Here is an 18,649-nt window from a genome sequence, read left to right as displayed (position 1 = left end):
GGAGGAAGCCGTGCAAGGCAAGTCAGTGACGCTCCTCGGTGGACTCGGTCTGGGGTTCCTGTTGCCGTTCATCGTCGTCGTCGTGATGCTGTTCGCCACGATGGGGTCAGCTGGTGCCGAGGAGGCGTGTGACACCTCGGAAACGACCGGCAAGGCGTTCGGCTGGCCGACCGACGAGCATGAACCGGCCTTGGGCTACCTCCCGCTGGGAACGGCCAGGCACACCGGCCTCGACTACCGGGTGAGCAAGGGCAGCACCGTCCGCGCCGCCGAGGAGGGCGAGGTCGTCTCCACCGACGGCGACTGGATCAAGATCCGGCACGGCGAGGGCCTGGAGACCTGGTACCAGTTCTTCGAGTCCAAGTCGGTCCGCGTCGGCGACAAGGTCGGGCGCGGCACCGAGATCGGCAAGTCCGGATCGGGGACCGAGGACGGCCCCGGCCTGGACGGCGAGCACCTGCACTTCGAGATGCGGGTGCGCAAGGACGACGACGGCGACCTCGAGCCGGAGGACCCGACCGACCAGATCGGCGAGGAAGCGAGCGAGAGCGCGAGTGCCGGCTGCAGCTGCGAGGGCGCGCTGGTCGGTTCCAACAACCAGCAGAAGGCGTTCAACTACTTCGCCTCGAACGGCTACAGCAAGGAGCAGGCGGCCGGCATCGTCGGCAACATGATCCACGAGTCGAGCGTCGAGCCGGCCCGGCTGCAGAACACCGCGCCCGGGACGGTCACGAAGGCGAAGGCCGCGATCGACTCCCCGCTCGGCTGGGGCATCGTCCAGTGGACCCCGGCCGGCAAGATGATCCGGCCGTCGCTGGCCGCGACCAACGACGACGAGAAGAAGGTCGAGTCGCTGGAGTGGCAGCTCGAGTTCCTCAAGAAGCAGCTCGCCGGTGAGGGCCCCCTCCCGGAGGCCGACGCGGGGACCAAGCTCAGAGCGACCAAAACGGTTGAGGACGCGGCGGTCGCCTTCGGCCGGTGGTTCGAGCGGTTCGCCGGGTCGGAGGACCTGAGCAACCCGCGGTACATCCAGCGCAAAACCGCCGCCCGTGCGCTGCTGGAGATCTTCGGCGGTGGCGAGGGCGGTGCCGGTGGTGGCGGCTGCGGCGCGGGCAACGGCGACATCGTGCAGACCGCGCTCGGGCTGGCCTGGGACACCCCGGGCCACGGCAAGAACCGGTCCGACGCCAGACCGTCGTACCAGGAAGCAATGCCGAAGTACAACGGCGCCACCGACATCGATCCGTACAGCGACTGCGGGGTCTTCGTCGCAACGGTGATGGTGATGAGCGGGGTGGACAAGGACTACCAGAGGCGCAGCACCGGCGAGCAGCTCAAGTACGTCCGGGCCTCGTCGAAGTACGAGACCTTCGACAACATCACCGACGTCGACCAGCTCAGACCGGGAGACATCCTGGTGAAGGGCAGTGAAGGGGGTGAGGTCGGCCACACCTACCTCTACACCGGCAACTACAAGGGCGGTGACGGCAAGACGTACAACGCGGCCTCGGCGTCGCTGCACGGACACGTGCCGGAGGCAACGAACGTCTACTTCGACGGCTTCACGGTCGCTCGGATCAAGCAGTCAGGAGGCGGCGAGCAGGATGGATGAGAATCCCCGGCTGTGGATGCTCAGTGGCGTGGTCGTGGTGATCCTGGTCGTCCTCGTCGGCGGCTACCTGGTCTTCCGCGGCGGTGGCGAGCACACCGTGCGGGTGCGCTCGATCCCGAACGACCTCACCCTCACCGTCGACGGCGTCAAGGTCGACCCGAACGGCGACCTCAAGCTCAAGTCCGGCGAGCACACCCTGGTCGGCGAGCGGGACGGGTTCGAGACCCATACCCAGACCGTGAACGTGCGAGGTGACGTCGCCGTGAAGATGTTCCTGTTCTCGAACGGACCAGCCGGCCGGGAGTGGGAGAAGAACCACCCGGACCAGGTGCTGGAGACCGAGGCCGAGGGCGGCCGCAAGTTCGACGAGCAGAACAAGCGGATCCAGCGGAAGTACCCGATCCTGCAGGAGTTGCCGTACGTCGGGCCTGGCTTCACGGTGAACTACGGCGCGTCACGCAAGTCCAAGGACGATCCCGAGACGCTCGCGTTCATCATCAAGCTCAGCGACTCCGAGGGCCGGAAGAAGTCCCAGGAGTGGCTGGTCGGTCACGGGTACGACCCGAGCAAGCTCGAGATCGTCTACCAGAACGCGCCCGGCTTCACCGGCTGATCAACCGCTCCACCACCTCGTGTTGACTCCGGCCGGGTTGATCTGCACACTGACGGATTGTCGGACAATCAGGGGATCAGTCAATGCCGGTCCCGAGTGCAGCGAGGTGGATCATGGGTCAGCCGTTGGGGTGGGGTCGCCGTTATCTGATGGTCCGTCCGGACCACTTCCGGATCGACTACGTGATCAACCCGTACATGTCGACCCAGGACCAGCCGGACCCGGAGCTGACCCGCAAGCAGTGGGACGCGCTCGGCCAGGCGATCGTCGACGCCGGCGGCGAGGTGGAGGTGCTCGACCAGCGCCCCGACTCGCCGGACATGGTGTACGCGATGAACCTCGGCCTGGCCACCGTGGACGGCCGCGCGATGCTCTCGCACATGCGGTTCGCGCCGCGCCGCAACGAGTCGCTGACCGCGGCGCCCTGGTTCACCGAGCACGGGTTCGACCTGCGCCGGACCGGGTCCGACGGGGTCGGCCCGCACTTCGAGTCCGGTGACGCCTTCGTCTTCGGCGACAGCCTGGTCGTCGGGTACGGGCCGCGGACCGAGGCGGACGCGCTCAAGCACCTGGCCACCGAGTGGGGGATCCGGGTCCGCGGCCTGCGGATCGCGCACGAGGGCATGTACCACCTGGACCTGCCGTTCTGCCCGGTCGACAGCACCCACGCGCTGGTCTACCCGCCGGCCTTCGACGCCGCGAGCCAGGCCGAGCTGGCCGGGATCGTGCCCGAGCCGATCGTGCTCACCGACGACGAGGCGTTCGCGTTCAGCGGCAACTCGGTGGTGGTGGGCGAGACGATCATCATGCCGGCCTGCTCGGACCGGTTGCGGGCGATCCTGACCGGGCTGGGACTGCGGGTGGTGGTGCTCGACCTGACCGAGTTCCACAAGGGCGGTGGCTCGGCGCGGTGCCTGACCAACCCGCTCGACTTCGACCTCACCCCGGCGACGGTGGCCGGTGGCGAGGTCGTGCTGCCGGCCTGACGGGCCTCGCTCCAGGGGGCGGGTGCGGGCCGCGGGGTGTGGGGTTCTGCTGGCGACGCGCAGGGCTTAGCCTGCGGCCATGACCGCTCACGACGAGGTCCGCTTCCGCTCCTGCCTGGACGATGTCGCGGCTTACAAGCCGGGCAAGCCACCGGAGCGCGCCGACGGACGGCCGACCTACAAGTTGTCCTCCAACGAGAACCCGTACCCGCCGCTGCCCGGCGTCCTGGCCGCGGCGACCGAGGCGGCCGCCTCGATGAACCGCTATCCCGACATGGGCGCGCTCGAACTGCTCGAGACGCTGTCCGCCCGGTTCGACGTCCCGGTCAGTGACCTCGCGGTCGCGACCGGGTCGGTCGCGCTGCTTTACCACCTGCTGCAGGCCTCCTGCGCCGAGGGCGACGAGGTCGTCTACGCGTGGCGTTCGTTCGAGGCGTACCCGATCGCGGTGCAGCTGACCGGCGCGACGTCGGTCCAGGTGCCGCTGACCGACGACGCCCGGCACGACTTCAAGGCGATGGCGGCCGCGCTCACCGACCGTACCCGGGTGGTGCTGGTGTGTACGCCGAACAACCCGACCGGGCCCGTGGTCCACCGGGACGAGCTGGTGTCGTTCCTGGACGCCGTACCGCGGAACGTGCTGGTCGTGATCGACGAGGCGTACCGCGAGTTCGTCCGCGAACCGGCGACCGTCGACGGCGTCGAGCTGTACCGCGACCGCCCGAACGTGGTGGTGCTGCGGACGTTCTCCAAGGCGTACGGGCTGGCCGGGTTCCGGGTCGGGTACGCGGTCGGCCACGCGCCGGTGATCACCGCGATCCGCAAGTGTGCGCTGCCGTTCGGGGTCAGTGAGATCGCGCAGACGGCGGCCGTCGCGTCGCTGAAGGCGGAGGCCGAGCTGCTCGAGCGGGTCGAGGCGCTGGTCGCCGAGCGGACCCGGGTCGTCGGCGAACTCCGCGCGGCCGGCTGGGACGTACCGGAGACGCACGCGAACTTCGTCTGGATGCCGCTCGGGGACGACACCGTGGCGTTCGCCGAGGCGGCCCAGGCCGAAGGGGTCTCGATCCGGCCGTTCCCCGGGGACGGCGCCCGCGTCACGATCGGCGAGCCCGAGGCGAACGACCTGTTCCTCGGCGTCGCCCGGTCCTGGCGCCGGTGAAGTCGCTGGTCTGGATCTCGGGCGCCTCGGCCGGGATCGGCGCCGCGCTGGCCGCCGCGATCCCGGCCGAGGACACCCGGATCATCGGCATCTCCCGCCGGCCGACCCCAGCCGGAAGTTCGGTGGAGCACTTCGCCGCCGACCTGGCGGACCCGGCCGAATGGGCTCGGGTGGAGCGGCACTTCGGTGAGGCCCTGGCCGGGTTCGCGGGGGAGCGGGTGGTGTTCGTGCACAACGCGGGCACCATCGTCCCGATCGGCCCGGCCGACCAGGTCGACAGCGCGGAGTACGCCCGGGCGATCCTGCTGAACTCGGCCGCGCCCCAGGTCCTCGGCGCCGCCTTCCTCCGCGCGACCGCGGGGCTGGACTGCGAGAAGCACCTGATCCTGCTGTCGTCCGGCGCCGCGAAGAACCCGTACCCGGGCTGGTCGGCGTACAACGGCGGCAAGGCGGCCGTGGAGCAGTGGGTGCGCACCGTCGGTGCCGAGCCGAACGGCTGCCGGGTGCTCTCGGTGGCGCCCGGCGTCGTGGACACCGCCATGCAGGCCGAGATCCGCAAGGTCGACGAGCGCGCCTTTCCGGCCGTCGAGCGATTCCGCGACCTCGACCGGTCCGGCCGCCTGGTCAGTCCCGGCCAGGCCGCCCGCGGGCTGTGGTCCCTGCTGGACCGCGACCTGGACTCCGGCAGCACGATCGACCTGCGCGACTTCTGACCGCCGGTTCGCGCGGCCGCCGGTCCGCGCGGCCACCGGTCCGCGCGGCCACCGGTCCGGGCAATCACCCGGTCCGGGCAAAGGAAAGACCCGGGCTCCCATGGGGTGCCCGGGTCTCCCACCGCTGCCGATGCGCGCGGCAGCGGGTCTTGAGTGACCGGTCACGCGCCGTGCCCCGAAAAAACACGGCGCGAATATCCCGGTTGTGTTGCAATGACATTCCGACTCATCTTCATATTACCGATTCGGCGGCCACCGAGCCCACCGAAATATCACCGAATCATCGGACCATCCGTCTCCTGCGATCAGACAACGAGGAAGTCGCGGACGAGTTACGGCTTGCCTGAAAACACTTTCCCGCGCGGGCGGCTGGCCTTCCTGCGGTCTCAGCCACCGAGAAGTTGCCTGGTCAGAGGCATGTTGCTGCCGAGTCAGCGAACTCGGTGGGCGTCACCTCGGCCGTGAGCGGGAATCATCCCGGCCAGAAAAAATCGCCGACGAATTTTGTAACCCGCTACCGCACCTGTCGTTAGCCCCTAAGACGAATCCGTCAAACCCGAAAGGAAACCTCGCATAATGCAGGTAACTCGCAAGATCGCCGCTGCCGCGGCCGTGGCGACCGTCGCGACGCTGGGCCTGGCCACCGTCGTCAGCGCGAACATGATCGACGACACCACGTCCCAGGCCGGCCTGGCCGACGCGGCGTCCGTGGCCAGCAAGGCCTACAACATGGGTGGCAAGGACTGGTACTGGGTCCGCGACAACGGCTCGCTCGTTGCCGTTGACGACAACGCCATCGGCCCGTTCCAGGCCTGCCACAACTTCGTTCCGGTCAACGGCGTCGGCGGCCAGGTGCCGATCAACGACATCACCGCGATCGTCGGGATCGACCAGAACGGCAACGAGGCCACCGCGGTCAAGACCTGCGAGACCGACTCGGAGAACAACGGCGCCAAGTGGCACCGGATCGGCGAGGACGGCCTCGTCTCCGTCTCCGGCAACTCGGTCGGCCCGTTCCAGGCCTGCCACAACACCATCCCGGTGAACGGTGTCGGTGGCCAGGTGCCGATCAGCAACCTGACCGGCCTGCTGGGTCTGGACCAGAACGCCAACGCGGTCAACTCGCTGGAGACCTGCGAGCTGGAGTCCGAGAACAACTGACCTTCAGGTCGGTTCGATGCTCGCTGACCTCCTCCCTTGGTCAGTGATGCAGGACCCGGAGATGTCGCCTCGGTGGGGCGATTGACTCGGTAGCACCATTGAAGCGGCATCGGGAAGTACGCCTCACTCCTTCCCGATGCCGTTTCGCGTTCCCCGGAGGCCGGCGCACCGCAGGGCCCGGCCTCGTGGTTGTTCACCTGCCCGCCCGGTGGTCACCGGCGTCGGAGGATGCTCGGCCGGACCGGATCAGCGGTCGGCAGCAGGTGGCGCCGGGGGGACGGCGGGATCCGGTGGGGCCGGGTCAGCCGGGACCGCGGCCGCGCGAGGCCGGCGTTCCGCGCTGACGACCAGCGCGACGCCGAGGACGACGACCGCGCCGCCGAGCAGGATCTTCGCGGTGACGTGCTCGTCCAGGATCAGCCAGCCGAGGAAGACGGCGACCGCCGGATTCACGTACGCGTAGGTGCCGATCAGCGAGATCGGCGCGTTCGCCAGCAGGTACGTGTAGGCGGAGTACGCGATCAGCGAGCCGAAGCCGACCAGGTACGCGAGCGCGAACCAGCCCTTCGTGTCCACCGCGCCGAGGTGGAGCCGGCCGGGCTCGCCGCGGAGGACGCCGATCAGCACCATCGCGGCGCCGCCGATCGCCATCTCGTAGACGGTCGCCACCAGCGGGTCCTTCGGCAGGCCGAGCCGGGGCGAGAACCGGGACCCGATCGCCCAGCAGATGGTGCCGAGCACCAGGATCCCGACCGACAGCGGCTTCGCGCTGGTGTCGCCGCCGGAGACGGACAACAGGGCCGCGCCGCCGAACCCGATCAGCACGCCGGCCCAGGTCAGCAGTCGCGGCCGTTCACCGCCGCCGACGCGCAGCAGCATCAGCCACAGCGGGACCGCGGCGACCAGCAGGGCGGCCAGACCGGACGGCACCGTCTGTTCGGCGACCGCGACCGCACCGTTGCCAAGGGCAAGCAGCAGCAGCCCGACCGTCCCCGCGCCCAGCAACTCGCTCCGGGTCACCCGGAGCCGGCGCCCGCCGGACCGGACCACGAGGAACGTCGCCAGCAGCGTCGCCGCGATCAGGAACCGGGCCGCCATCCCGAGCATCGGCGGGATCTGTGCCTCGACGACGATCCGGATCGCCAGGTACGTCGACCCCCAGACCACGTAGACGACGGCGAGCGCCGTCCAGATCATCGCCGCCGACGGCTGGTGCGCCGCCAGGTCGGGCCGGACCGCGGGCGCGGACGTGGTGGCCATCGATCAACCCCTCGAATTCCATGTCATGGGTGTAATGCAGAGACGATCCTGACAGTAAGACCTGGTTCGACGTCCGGGCAAGCCACTTCCTGCCACCCCGCGCCGGTTTCCTGCCAGCTCGCCGCCAGGCGTCGAGGGCGCCGAGTTCACGTCCGGGTCAGGTGTTGGTCATGGCGCCGGGCGAGGGTGTCCGGCAGCGTCCGCCGGTGGGGTGGACCGAGCTCGAGGAGTGAGGCATGGGCATCACGCGGGTTCTGCTGGCCGGCGGTCTGGCCGTGGTTGCTGTGAGTGGTCCGGCGATGGCGGTGCGGGCCGACCCGGGACCGACGCCGGTGGTCGCGGCCGCCGAGACCGGGCCGAACTGGGACGACGAGGCGGGCAGTGACGCGAACGCCGACGACCCGGCGATCTGGGTCCACCCGACCCGGCCGGACCGCAGTGTCGTGCTCGGCACCCTCAAGAACGGCGGCCTCACCGCCGTCGACCTGGCCGGTCGTCAACTTCAGCACGTCCCGACCCCGCCGGCGCCGGAGCCGGACCAGGAGGCGGGCCGGTTCAACAACGTCGACCTCGTCACCGGCGTACGCCTCGGCGGCCGCGTCCGCGATCTGGCCGTCGTCACCGATCGTGGACTCGACCAGCTCCGTGTGTACGCCGTGGACCGCCGCGGCGCCGACGCGGGGAACAAGGTGCTCACCGACGTCACCAGCCCGGACGCCCCGCTCGTGTTCAGCAAGGACACCGACGACGTCCAGGAGCAGCGGACCGCGTACGGCGTGGCGGTGATCGCCGATCCGGCCGGCCCGCTGGTCGCCGTCAGCCGGCGCAGCGAGACCCGGATCGGCCTGTACCGCCTGGTCGCCGACGGAGCGAGGGTGACGTACCGGCCGGTGACGCACTGGGACTTCCCGGCGAGCTTCGAACTCCGCTCCGGCAGCACCTGGTCGCCGTGCGAGGACCCGGGTGACCGGCCGCAGTTCGAGGGCATGGTGTTCGACCAGGACACCCGGACCCTGTACGCGGCCCAGGAGGACGTCGGCATCTGGCGGATCCCGCTCGCCGGTGGCCGGCCGGCCCTGGTCGAGAAGGTCCGCGAGTTCGGTCAGCCCGCGGCGTACGACGAGGCGAGCGAGGAGTGCGTCCCGACCGGCCCGGTCGTCCCGGACGGCGGGAAGCACCTCAGCGCGGATGCCGAAGGTCTCACGATCGCGACCCGCGACGGTGTCCGGACCCTCTACGCGTCCGGCCAGGGCGACTCGACCTTCGCGGTGTACCGGATCGACGGGCGCGGACTGACGTACCGGGCCGGCTTCCAGGTCGTCGACGGCCCGGCGACCGACGGCGTCCAGCACAGTGACGGTGCGGCCGTCACCACGCAGCCGTTGGGGCCGCGGTTCCCGCACGGGCTGCTCGCTGTGCATGACGGTGAGAACACGCCGGGTGACGGCGGCCGGGAGGGAACCAACTTCAAGCTGGTCCGGCTCGAGCTGGTGCCGTAATCGGTACCGAGCTGTGACACATGCCGCACGGATCGCGCCGGTGGTGTCACACCGGGGCGATTCGCGCTCCCGGACACCCCTCGATACGACCAGTGGATGGACTGGTGTCTCAGGCCTGAACGCCTTTCGGTACCGGCGTACGAGTCCGCGTCCAGACAGTTAGCGGAGAAGCAATCCGGTCGGTACGGTGTCCGGCAAGATGGGCAGTGATACCAGTGAGGAGGTTCACTGCCGGACAGTGCATCAACCCTGGATCCACGGGGTCCTGCCTGCGAAGCCTCACCCGGCTGGTCAGGCCGGGCTGCGTGCAAGTTGCGGTCGCGGCGATCCCGCGCTCGAACCCGAGGAGTGCCTGATGAGTGAGTCGGTGCCGGGGATTGCCCCGGAAGTGTTCGCGCCCGTGGAGGCGCCGGTCAGTCCCCCGCAGACCTCCGAGGAGGTCGAGTTCGTCCAGCTGCTGACCCCCGAGGGTGAGCGCCGCGAGCACCCGGAGTACTCCTTCGACCTCGACGACGAGGCGATCAAGGGTTTCTACCGGGACATGACGCTGGTCCGCCGGATCGACACCGAGGCGACCGCGCTGCAGCGGCAGGGTGAGCTCGGGATCTGGGCCTCGCTGCTCGGCCAGGAGGCCGCTCAGATCGGCTCCGGCCGCGCGCTGAACAGCAAGGACATGGTCTTCCCGACCTACCGCGAGCACGGCGTCGCGTGGTGCCAGGGCGTGGACCCGCTGAAGCTGCTCGGCCTGTTCCGCGGCGTCGACCAGGGCTCCTGGGACCCGCGCGACAACAACTTCCACCTGTACACGATCGTGATCGGCGCGCAGACGCTGCACGCGACCGGGTACGCGATGGGCCAGCAGCGCGACCACGCGATCGGCGACGCCGAGCAGGGTGAGGCCACCATCGCGTACTTCGGTGACGGCGCGTCCAGCCAGGGCGACGTGAACGAGGCCTTCATCTACGCCTCGGTCTTCAACGCGCCGATCGTGTTCTTCTGCCAGAACAACCAGTGGGCCATCTCGGAGCCGATCGACCGGCAGACCCGGATCCCGCTGTTCCAGCGCGCCGCCGGCTTCGGCTTCCCCGGCGTCCGCGTCGACGGCAACGACGTGCTCGCGACGTACGCGGTCACCCAGCAGGCGATGAAGCGGGCCCGCGAAGGCAGCGGCCCCACCCTGGTCGAGGCGTACACCTACCGGATGGGCGCCCACACCACTTCCGACGACCCGACCAAGTACCGGCTCTCGGAGGACCTGGAGCACTGGAAGCTGAAGGACCCGATCGAGCGGGTCCGGGCGTACCTGACCCGGACCGCCGAGGTGGGCACCGACTTCTTCGACGAGGTGGACGCCGAGGCCGACACGATCGCGGCCAGGCTCCGCGAGGGCTGCCTGTCGCTGCCCGACCCGTCGCTGACCGACTTCTTCGACCACGTGTACGTCGAGCAGACGGCCCAGCTGGCCGAGCAGCAGGAACAGTTCGCCGCGTACGCCGCTTCGTTCGAAGGCGAGGCCCACTGATGACGAAGATCAGCCTCGGCAAGGGCATCAACGCCGGCCTGCGGGCCGCGATGGAGAACGACCCCAAGGTCGTCGTGATGGGCGAGGACATCGGCAAGCTCGGCGGTGTCTTCCGGGTCACCGAGGGCCTGCAGAAGGACTTCGGCGAGGACCGGGTGATCGACACCCCGCTGGCCGAGTCCGGCATCATCGGGACCGCGGTCGGCCTGGCGCTGCGCGGGTACCGGCCGGTCTGCGAGATCCAGTTCGACGGGTTCGTCTTCCCGGCGTACGACCAGATCATCAACCAGGTCGCCAAGATGCACTACCGGTCGATGGGCAAGCTCCGGATGCCGGTGGTGATCCGGATCCCGTTCGGCGGCGGCATCGGCGCGGTCGAGCACCACTCGGAGTCGCCGGAGACGCTGTTCGCGCACGTCGCCGGCCTCAAGGTGGTCGCCTGCGGGGACCCGGTGGACGCGTACTGGATGATCCAGCAGGCGATCGCCTCGGACGACCCGGTGGTGTTCTTCGAGCCGAAGCGCCGGTACCACGAGAAGGCCGAGCTGGACGAGTCGGTCCCGCCGGCGCTGCCGCTGCACAAGGCCAAGGTGGTCCGCGAGGGCACCGACGCGACGCTGTTCTGCTACGGCCCGATGGTGAAGACCTGTCTGCAGGCGGCCGAGGCGTCGCTGGAGGACGGCCGCAACCTCGAGGTGGTCGACCTGCGGACGATCTCCCCGCTGGACCTGCCGACGATCTTCGACTCGGTGAAGAAGACCCGGCGCGCCGTCGTCGTGCACGAGGCGCCGTACTCGCTCGGTCCCGGCTCGGAGATCGCGGCCCGGGTGACCGAGGAGTGCTTCTACCACCTGGAGGCCCCGGTGTTGCGGGTCGCCGGGTTCGACACCCCCTATCCGCCGTCGCGGATGGAGGAGGAGTACCTTCCCGACCTGGACCGGGTACTCGACGGCGTCGACCGCGTGATGGAGTTCTGATGGGCGTACAGCAGTTCCGCTTGCCCGATGTGGGCGAGGGCCTGGTCGAGGCCGAGATCGTCAGCTGGAAGGTCAAGCCCGGCGACACGGTGAAGTTGAACGACACCATCGTCGAGATCGAGACCGCCAAGTCGCTGGTCGAGCTGCCGGTCCCGTTCGCCGGGACGGTCACCGAGTTGCTGGTCCCCGAGGGCGAGACGATCCCGGTCGGTACGCCGATCATCGCGGTCGTCACCGGTGACGCGGCGCCGGGCGACCTGACCCCGCCGGTCACGGAGGGGACGCCGAAGGAGGACCTGGTCCCGTCCGTCCCCGAAGGCGACGAGGTCGAGGCCGGCAAGATCGGCGGCACCGCCCCGGGCGGCCGCACTGCAGTCCTGGTCGGCTACGGCCCCCGCACCACCGAAGCCAAACGCCGCCCCCGCAAGGGCACCCCGGCTCCGGTCGCCAGCGCACCTCCGGTTCCGGTCGCCGCACCCGTACCAGTGGTGGAGACGGCGCCCGCACCGCCTGTTGCTGAGGGCAACGGGGTGCAGGTGTTGGCGAAGCCGCCGGTGCGGAAGTTGGCGAAGGATCTCGGGGTGGACCTCGGCGCGGTGACGGCGACCGGGCCGGGTGGGATCATCACCCGGGCCGACGTCGAGAACCACGTCGCCGCTGTCCCGGCTCAAGGGGCACAAGCGGCTCCGGCCGAGGTCGCCGAGCCGGTGCAGGTGGTGAGCGGCCGCGGCGACACCCGGATCCCGATCAAGGGAGTGCAGAAGGTGATGGCCCAGGCGATGGTCGCCAGCGCCTTCACCGCGCCGCACGTGACCGAGTGGATCACCGTCGACGTCACCGCCACGATGGACCTGGTCGAGCGACTGAAGACCGACAAGGCGTTCCGCGACCTCAAGGTCTCCCCGCTGCTGGTGATCGCGAAGGCGGTCACGCTGGCGACCCGGCGGACCCCGATCGTCAACGCCGCCTGGGACGAGGCGAACCAGGAGATCGTGCTCAAGGGCGCGGTCAACCTCGGCATCGCCGCGGCCACCCCCCGCGGCCTGATCGTGCCGAACATCAAGAACGCCGACCAGCTCACCCTGCCGGACCTGTGCCGCGCGCTCAACGACCTGGTCGCCACCGCGCGGGACGGCAGGACGCAGCCGGCCGACCAGGCGGGTGGGTCGTTCACGATCACCAACGTGGGCGTCTTCGGCGTCGACGCGGGAACGCCGATCATCAACCCGGGGGAGGCCGCCATCCTCGCCGTCGGCGCGATCCGCAAGCAGCCCTGGGTCGTCGACGACGAGATCGTGCCGCGCTGGGTGACCACGCTGGCGTTGTCGTTCGACCACCGGCTGATCGACGGCGAGAAGGGTTCGGTCTTCCTCGCCGACGTGGCCGGGCTGCTCGAGGACCCGTCCAGGGCGCTGATGTTCTGATCCAGCCGATGTTCTGATCCAGCCTGCGGACGGCCGGTACCGGGTACCCACCCGGCGCCGGCGCCGGGTACCCACCCGGCGCCGGCCGTTCGCGCTGTGGTGGTTCAAGCGATTGTTGCTCAGGGCGACGGCTGGGAGGGGGACCGGATCCCGAACCAGGCGTCGAGCAGGGCGTCGTCGGTGGCCACGTCCCCGTGGTCACCAGCGGTGCGCTCCACCAACCTCAGCAGCGCGATGAGCCGTCGCGCGACGTCTGTTCCTGTCACCGGTCCTTGCTCCTCCTCCCAATCGCTCTATCGGTGCCGAGGGCCAGGATGTTTCACCCCCGGTGTGTCGTGAGCGCCACAGCTGGGAGAGGCTGACCTGGTGGGCGTCTTGCTGGCGGTACTCGGGGCTGCGGTCCTGCACTCGATCTGGAACGCGATCGCCCACGGGGTACCGGACCGCGCGGCCGGGTTCGCGCTGCTCGGGATCTCCTCCGGCACCGTGGGTGCGGTGGCCGCCGTCGTCACCGGGTTGCCACCGGCATCGACCTGGCCGTTCATCGCCGCGTCGGTGCTGCTGCACCTCACGTACTACGCGGGGCTGCTCGCGTCCTACCAGCTTGGCCAGTTCAGCCAGGTCTATCCGCTGGCCCGGGGGACGTCACCGTGGGTCGTGGCCGTGGTGGCGGTCCTGGTGCTGGGGCAGCAGGTCGCCCCGGTCGAACTCGGCGGCATCCTGCTCATCTCGGCCGGGCTGATCGCGCTCGTCTTCATCGGCGGCCGCCCGACCCGGAGTCAGCGGCCCGCTCTCCTCGCCGCGTGCGGGACCGGCCTCGCCATCGCGGCGTACACGGTGGTCGACGGGCTCGCGGTGCACCGGATGCCGGTACTGCAGTACATGGGGTGGGTGTTCATGATCCAGGGATTCAGTGTGCCGTTGCTGACCTGGTGGTGGCGCGGGCCCGGTTTCCTCCGCCAGGAGCGCGGCGCCCTGATCGCGGGGCTCGGTGGCGGCGTGGTCTCGATGGTGGCGTACGGGCTGGTGCTGTGGGCGCAGACGCGGGGCGCGCTGGCATCGATCGCGGCGCTGCGGGAGACCAGCATCATCTTCGGCGCGGTGATCGGCCGGGTCTTCTTCGGCGAGCGGTTCGGACCGGCCCGGGCGGCGGCCGCGGGGGTCGTCGTCGCCGGCATCGTGTTGATTGCTCTCTGAGCAGCGGCCGACCCGAACAGAAAGAATGAGGGGGTCCTGGGCGGAGGACCCCCTCATCCGGTCAGTGGATCACCAGCCGCGCCGGACGGCGTCCAGCGCGTCGGCGATGCCCTCGCCGTAGAAGGCGTTGTCGGCCGTGGTCCCGGTGCAGCGCGGGTCCGGCGTGGCCGGGCAAGCGGTGTCGTCAGCCTGCTTGCGCAGCCCTCGCTCCAGGTCCCGCGGACCCCACCACGGGTGCACCGACTTCATCAGGGCGGCGACCCCGGCGACGTGCGGGGACGCCATCGAGGTACCGCTCATCGTGCCGTAGCCGCCGCCGGGGAGCGTGGACAGGATGCTGCTGCCCGGCGCCGCGACGTCGATGGTGTGCAGCCCGAAGTTGGAGAAGCCGCTCTTCGCCTTCGCCTGCGTGGTGCTGGCGACCGTGATCACCCCGGGCAGCTCGGTCGGCAGGTCCAGGCAGTCGTTGTCGATCTGCCGGGTCACCGCGGTGCTGTCGTTCGGGCTGGACGAGTCCGTGGTCTTGTTGGACAGGTCGTAGTTCGAGTTGCCCGCGGCCGCGACGGACAGGACGCCCCGGTCGGTCGCGTACGCGACGGCCCGGCGGACCGCTTCCTGGACGGCGCCCTGGTCGGCGTTGTCGTCGCACCAGAACTGCCACGGGTCGATGAAGTAGCTGTGGTTCGTCACGTCCATGCCGTGCTCGGCGGCCCACACGAACCCGCAGATCGCGTACTCCGGGTAGATGTACCCGTCGTCGTTCACCACCTTGACCGACGCGATCCGGACCCCGGGCGCGACGCCGACGATGCCGACCCCGTTGCGGGCCGCGGCGACCGTACCGGCGACGTGCGTACCGTGCGCGCTCGTGGTCGGCCGCCAGCCGCCCGGGGTGGTGTCCGGGACGCCGTTGCCGGTGCAGTTGACCGAGTTGCGCGCGTCGAAGTTCGGGGCCAGGTCCGGGTGGGTGTCGTCCACGCCGCTGTCGTTGATCCCGACCAGGACTTGCCGGGAACCGTCGGTGACCTTGTGCGCCTGGTCCGCCTTGATCTGGACCATGTCCCACTGCTTGGCCTCGTCCGGGTCCGCGGCCATGGTCGCCTCCCCGGCGGCAAGACCCTTGGTGGGAGCTTGGGCGGAGGCCTTCGCGGCGGACCCGACGGGACCCTCCGAGACGGCCGCGGTCCGGGTGGCGCCGACGGACTGGACCTCGCGACCGTCGCGGCCCGCGCGGACGTCGGTACGGAAGTCCGGGTTGGTGGACTGGGCGACGACGACGCCGATCCGGGCGTACGACTCGACCACGGTGCCGCCCGCGGCCTTGACCGCGTTCTCGGCCTTGCGGACGTGGCCTGGACTGGCCTTGGTGTTCACCACGTAGTTCATCAGCGGACCGGGCTCGGCCGCGGTCACGGTGGATCCGGCCGGGGCGTACGGCATGGCGTACGCGGCGGAAGCGGCACCGGCCGTGGTCAGGGTGAGGGCTGCCACGGCGAGGCCGGCGGTGAGCCGGCGGGTTCGGGAGGTCAGGGACACGAGCTCTCCTCGGGGCGTGAGGCGTCACGGGGGACGGTGACGCTGCCCGCGACTCTAGGGTCGCGGGTCGGCCCCCGTCCCGGTTCCGCCGGAAAGCACGGGAAACCCTGCACTCGTCACTACAGAACGTCCCGGCGATCACAGAGAGCGAGAAGGGTGCCTGGAATATCCGAAGTTATCCACAGGTTGGTCCACAGGTGTGGGTCGGAGCGGTGAAGGCTGTGCACCCGTTACGATAGATACAACAGGTATACGAGATGTATGGGTTAGGGAGTGCAGTGGGTAGCGGGACAGCCGGAGACGAGCCGGCGAACGGGTTGACGTTGGGGGACGAGACGGCGGAGATCGCCCGGGTGGTGGTGGAGTCCGCGCCCGAGGCGGAGAAGATCCCCGCGGCCGAGCGCGTCTACGCGTACGTGAAGGCCGCGATCCTGGACCGGACGTACCCCGGCGGCGAGCTGCTCACCGAGGGCGAGCTGGCGACCGCGGTAGGCGTGTCCCGGACCCCGGTCCGCGAGGCGCTGCTGCGGCTGGAGGAGTCCGGCCTGGTCAAGCTGTACCCGAAGCGCGGCGCCCTGGTCCTGCCGGTGCTTCCGCAGGAGATCAACGACGTCGTCGAGGCGCGCGAGCTGATCGAGACGCACGCGGCCGCCAAGGTCTGGCCGCGGCGCAAGCAGCTGATCGCGGTACTGACCGAGAAGGTCGACGAGATGCGGACGCATCGCCGGGCCGGGGACGCGAAGAGCTTCCTGGAGGCCGACCGGGCCTTCCACGAGGCCATTGTCGATGCCGCCGGCAACCAGATTCTCGCCAAGCTCTACAACAGCCTGCGGGACCGCCAGGTCCGGATGGGTGTGCCCGGGATCGAGGTCCAGCCGGCCCGGATGGACAAGTCGATCGTCGCCCACCAGGAGATGATCGACGCGCTCGGCGGCAACAGCGTGAAGCGGTTCCGCGAGCTGGTCGTGGCCCACATCGAGACCGCCGCGGCGGATCTGCGAGGGGTGCAGTGACCGAGCTCCTCTTCCCCCTGGGCGGTCGGCGAGCCTGGGCGGTGTGGATGACGGCTGTCCTCACCTACCTCGTCACCGTGTTGCACCGTGGCTCGATGAGCGTGGCCGGTCTGCAGGCCGCCGAGCGGTTCGACATCTCCGCGTCCGCGCTGGCGAGCTTCACCGTGGTCCAGCTGACCGTGTACGCCGCGATGCAGGTGCCCGTCGGCGTCCTGCTCGACCGGTACGGGTCGAAGCGGCTGCTGATCCTCGCGTCCGGGCTGCTCTTCGTGGCCCAGTCCGCGTTCAGCCTGGTCGAGTCGTACCCGGCGGCGCTGGCGGCCCGCGCCGTCCTCGGGGTCGGCGACGCGTTGGTCTTCATCAGCGTGCTGCGGGTGGTGATGTCCTGGTTCCCGGCGCTCCGGCAGCCGGTGATGTCGCAGGCCACCGGGATGCTCGGCGGGATCGGCGCGATCGTGTCGACGGTGCCGATGGCGGCCGCGTTCCACGCGTTCGGCTGGACCACCACGTTCGCGACCGCGAGCGTGCTCAGCCTGGTGACCGGGGTCGCCGTGCTGTTCCTGATCCGGGACACCCCGTACGACGAGGCGCTGCACCGGGCCAAGCAGCCGCTAGCGGAGGTCCGGCGGAATCTGCGCCGCGCCTGGCAGGAGCCCGGGACCCGGCTCGGTCTGTGGACCCACTTCACCACCAGCTTCTCCGGCTCCACCTTCGGCCTGCTCTGGGGGTACCCGTTCCTCGTCCGCGGTGAAGGGGTCGCCCCGACGACGGCGGCCGCGATGCTGATCGTGCCGGTCCTCGCGGGATTGTTCTACGGCCCGCTGGTCGGCCGGTACGCCGCGCGGTTCCCGTTCTACCGGTCCTGGATCGTGCTGGCCGTGATCGCCGGATCCGTGCTGATGTGGACCGTCGTGCTGGCCTGGCCGGGACAGGCGCCGATGCCGGTCCTGCTGCTGCTGATCGTGGTGCAGGCCGCCGGTGGTCCCGGGTCGATGCTGGGCCTGGACTACGCCCGGACATTCAACCCGGCGACCCGGTTCGGCGCCGCCAACGGGATGGTCAACACCGGTGGCTTCATCGCCACCCTGATCTGCATCGGGATGGTCGGCATCCTGCTGGACGCGTCGTCCGGCGGTGCGCCGCAGACGATCACCGACTTCAAGTGGGCGCTGATGTTCCAGTACGTGCTGTGGACGATCGGCACGGTGCAGATCCTGAAGTACCGGCGCCGCGCCCGGGCCACCCTGGCCCGGTACAACCCGGAGATCTACGAAGCCCTCCGCGCCAACCGGATCGTCCCGATCCAGACCTGACCCACCCACCCCACCCCACCCCACCCCACCCACCCCACCCACCCCACCCACCCCACCCACCCCACCCACCCCACCCACCCCACCCACCCCACCCACCCCACCCCCTCGCCCGGCCGGTGGCGCGCGCCGTTTCGTGGGTTAACCCCTCGGTTGCAGGGTTGGCCCACCGTATTTCCGTTGGCCAACCCTCCACTTCGGGGGTTAACCCACCAAACGCCGCACCGCGGGTGGGAGCTGGCTGGGTGCGGGCCAGCACATCCGCGAGGCGGTGGTGCGGGGTCGCCCGCGGGTGAGCGCCGGGTGGTACGGGCCCGGTCGGTGGCGCCGGCCAGCACGGTCTGCCCGCCAACTGGCCCGCTTCCGCCTGCCCGCCGGGCGCCTGCCCCCGGCCGGTGGCGCGCGCCGTTTCGTGGGTTAACCCATCGGCTGCAGGGTTGGCCCACCGTATTTCCGTTGGCCAACCCTCCAACTCGGGGGTTAACCCACCAAACGCCGCGCGCGGGGTGGGCGCTGGCTGTGGTGCGGGTTCGCGGGTGGGAGCCGGGTGGTGCGGGGTTCGCGCGGTGGGCGTCGGCTGGTGTGGGCTGGCACCGGCTGGCACCGGCTGGCACCGGCTGGTACTGGTGGGCGTCGGCTGGCGCCGGCTGGTACCGGCTGGCATGGG

General features: G+C 70.1%; 16 protein-coding genes. 13 read left to right on the top strand and 3 right to left on the bottom strand.

Annotation, left to right across the window (positions count from 1 at the left end):
* The first annotated feature begins 10 nt into the window (after nucleotides 1-10).
* The 6 genes from FB561_RS07160 (at nucleotide 11) to FB561_RS07135 (ending at nucleotide 6,244) form a co-directional block, all read left to right on the top strand.
* Complete coding sequence (locus tag FB561_RS07160) at nucleotides 11-1,612, top strand: phage tail tip lysozyme (RefSeq protein WP_145804287.1); 1,602 nt, start codon at nucleotides 11-13, stop codon at nucleotides 1,610-1,612.
* On the top strand, nucleotides 1,605-2,225 hold the full coding sequence (locus FB561_RS07155) for a PEGA domain-containing protein (protein ID WP_145804285.1): 621 nt from the start codon (nucleotides 1,605-1,607) through the stop codon (nucleotides 2,223-2,225). The genes FB561_RS07160 and FB561_RS07155 overlap by 8 nt, the downstream gene beginning before the upstream one ends.
* A gap of 113 nt (nucleotides 2,226-2,338) precedes the next feature.
* Nucleotides 2,339-3,211, top strand: a complete 873-nt coding sequence (locus tag FB561_RS07150; protein WP_145804283.1) for a dimethylarginine dimethylaminohydrolase family protein — start codon at nucleotides 2,339-2,341, stop codon at nucleotides 3,209-3,211.
* Between the two features lie 79 nt (nucleotides 3,212-3,290).
* The gene (gene hisC, locus FB561_RS07145; RefSeq protein WP_145804281.1) at nucleotides 3,291-4,370 is read left to right on the top strand and encodes a histidinol-phosphate transaminase; all 1,080 of its coding nucleotides are present in this window, start codon (nucleotides 3,291-3,293) and stop codon (nucleotides 4,368-4,370) included.
* Entirely contained in the window at nucleotides 4,367-5,083 is a 717-nt protein-coding gene (locus tag FB561_RS07140; protein ID WP_170284593.1) for an SDR family NAD(P)-dependent oxidoreductase, read from the top strand. Before hisC ends, FB561_RS07140 begins: the two co-directional genes overlap by 4 nt.
* A gap of 576 nt (nucleotides 5,084-5,659) precedes the next feature.
* Nucleotides 5,660-6,244, top strand: a complete 585-nt coding sequence (locus FB561_RS07135; RefSeq protein ID WP_145804277.1) for a hypothetical protein — start codon at nucleotides 5,660-5,662, stop codon at nucleotides 6,242-6,244.
* Nucleotides 6,245-6,490: 246 nt separating this feature from the next.
* On the opposite strand, the gene FB561_RS07130 is transcribed toward FB561_RS07135, so the two are convergent.
* Nucleotides 6,491-7,504, bottom strand: a complete 1,014-nt coding sequence (locus FB561_RS07130; RefSeq protein WP_145804275.1) for an EamA family transporter — start codon at nucleotides 7,502-7,504, stop codon at nucleotides 6,491-6,493.
* Between the two features lie 236 nt (nucleotides 7,505-7,740).
* Here FB561_RS07130 and FB561_RS07125 point away from each other — a divergent pair, with 236 nt between their 5' ends.
* The 4 genes from FB561_RS07125 (at nucleotide 7,741) to FB561_RS07110 (ending at nucleotide 12,926) form a co-directional block, all read left to right on the top strand.
* Nucleotides 7,741-9,003: a phytase gene (locus FB561_RS07125; protein ID WP_145804273.1), complete on the top strand. Its 1,263-nt coding sequence runs from the start codon at nucleotides 7,741-7,743 to the stop codon at nucleotides 9,001-9,003.
* A 355-nt stretch (nucleotides 9,004-9,358) separates the two neighbouring features.
* Nucleotides 9,359-10,525 carry a pyruvate dehydrogenase (acetyl-transferring) E1 component subunit alpha gene (gene pdhA / locus FB561_RS07120; RefSeq protein WP_145804272.1) on the top strand — a complete coding sequence of 389 codons (1,167 nt, stop codon included), beginning with the start codon at nucleotides 9,359-9,361 and terminating at the stop codon, nucleotides 10,523-10,525.
* Complete coding sequence (locus FB561_RS07115; RefSeq protein WP_202880558.1) at nucleotides 10,525-11,502, top strand: alpha-ketoacid dehydrogenase subunit beta; 978 nt, start codon at nucleotides 10,525-10,527, stop codon at nucleotides 11,500-11,502. The genes pdhA and FB561_RS07115 overlap by 1 nt, the downstream gene beginning before the upstream one ends.
* Nucleotides 11,502-12,926, top strand: a complete 1,425-nt coding sequence (locus tag FB561_RS07110) for a dihydrolipoamide acetyltransferase family protein (RefSeq protein ID WP_145804270.1) — start codon at nucleotides 11,502-11,504, stop codon at nucleotides 12,924-12,926. The genes FB561_RS07115 and FB561_RS07110 overlap by 1 nt, the downstream gene beginning before the upstream one ends.
* Before the next feature lie 119 nt (nucleotides 12,927-13,045).
* Here FB561_RS07110 and FB561_RS37740 read toward each other — a convergent pair whose 3' ends face one another.
* The gene (locus tag FB561_RS37740; RefSeq protein ID WP_170284592.1) at nucleotides 13,046-13,192 is read right to left on the bottom strand and encodes a hypothetical protein; all 147 of its coding nucleotides are present in this window, start codon (nucleotides 13,190-13,192) and stop codon (nucleotides 13,046-13,048) included.
* A gap of 100 nt (nucleotides 13,193-13,292) precedes the next feature.
* On the opposite strand from FB561_RS37740, the gene FB561_RS07105 reads away from it, so the two are divergent.
* Nucleotides 13,293-14,123: an EamA family transporter gene (locus FB561_RS07105; RefSeq protein ID WP_202880557.1), complete on the top strand. Its 831-nt coding sequence runs from the start codon at nucleotides 13,293-13,295 to the stop codon at nucleotides 14,121-14,123.
* A gap of 69 nt (nucleotides 14,124-14,192) precedes the next feature.
* Here the strand turns inward: FB561_RS07105 and FB561_RS07100 are convergent, their stop codons facing one another.
* Complete coding sequence (locus tag FB561_RS07100; RefSeq protein ID WP_145804267.1) at nucleotides 14,193-15,659, bottom strand: S8 family serine peptidase; 1,467 nt, start codon at nucleotides 15,657-15,659, stop codon at nucleotides 14,193-14,195.
* 278 nt (nucleotides 15,660-15,937) lie between these two features.
* Here FB561_RS07100 and FB561_RS07095 point away from each other — a divergent pair, with 278 nt between their 5' ends.
* Nucleotides 15,938-16,672, top strand: a complete 735-nt coding sequence (locus FB561_RS07095) for a GntR family transcriptional regulator (RefSeq protein WP_202880556.1) — start codon at nucleotides 15,938-15,940, stop codon at nucleotides 16,670-16,672.
* Nucleotides 16,669-17,985, top strand: coding sequence for an MFS transporter (locus FB561_RS07090; protein WP_145804263.1), 1,317 nt, complete (start codon nucleotides 16,669-16,671; stop codon nucleotides 17,983-17,985). Before FB561_RS07095 ends, FB561_RS07090 begins: the two co-directional genes overlap by 4 nt.
* The last annotated feature ends 664 nt before the right edge of the window (nucleotides 17,986-18,649 follow it).

This window comes from Kribbella amoyensis, from assembly GCF_007828865.1.
Taxonomy (GTDB): domain Bacteria; phylum Actinomycetota; class Actinomycetes; order Propionibacteriales; family Kribbellaceae; genus Kribbella; species Kribbella amoyensis.
Note: the sequence above shows the minus strand (reverse complement) of the source record. Positions and strands in the feature narration are given on the sequence as shown.

Bases quoted from the DNA above. Each gene is read 5' to 3' on its own strand.
- FB561_RS07155 (WP_145804285.1), top strand. From the start codon at position 1,605: ATGGATGAGAATCCCCGGCTGTGGATGCTCAGTGGCGTGGTCGTGGTG.
- FB561_RS07150 (WP_145804283.1), top strand. From the start codon at position 2,339: ATGGGTCAGCCGTTGGGGTGGGGTCGCCGTTATCTGATGGTCCGTCCG.
- hisC (WP_145804281.1), top strand. From the start codon at position 3,291: ATGACCGCTCACGACGAGGTCCGCTTCCGCTCCTGCCTGGACGATGTC.
- FB561_RS07135 (WP_145804277.1), top strand. From the start codon at position 5,660: ATGCAGGTAACTCGCAAGATCGCCGCTGCCGCGGCCGTGGCGACCGTC.
- FB561_RS07130 (WP_145804275.1), bottom strand. From the start codon at position 7,504: ATGGCCACCACGTCCGCGCCCGCGGTCCGGCCCGACCTGGCGGCGCAC.
- FB561_RS07125 (WP_145804273.1), top strand. From the start codon at position 7,741: ATGGGCATCACGCGGGTTCTGCTGGCCGGCGGTCTGGCCGTGGTTGCT.
- pdhA (WP_145804272.1), top strand. From the start codon at position 9,359: ATGAGTGAGTCGGTGCCGGGGATTGCCCCGGAAGTGTTCGCGCCCGTG.
- FB561_RS07115 (WP_202880558.1), top strand. From the start codon at position 10,525: ATGACGAAGATCAGCCTCGGCAAGGGCATCAACGCCGGCCTGCGGGCC.
- FB561_RS07110 (WP_145804270.1), top strand. From the start codon at position 11,502: ATGGGCGTACAGCAGTTCCGCTTGCCCGATGTGGGCGAGGGCCTGGTC.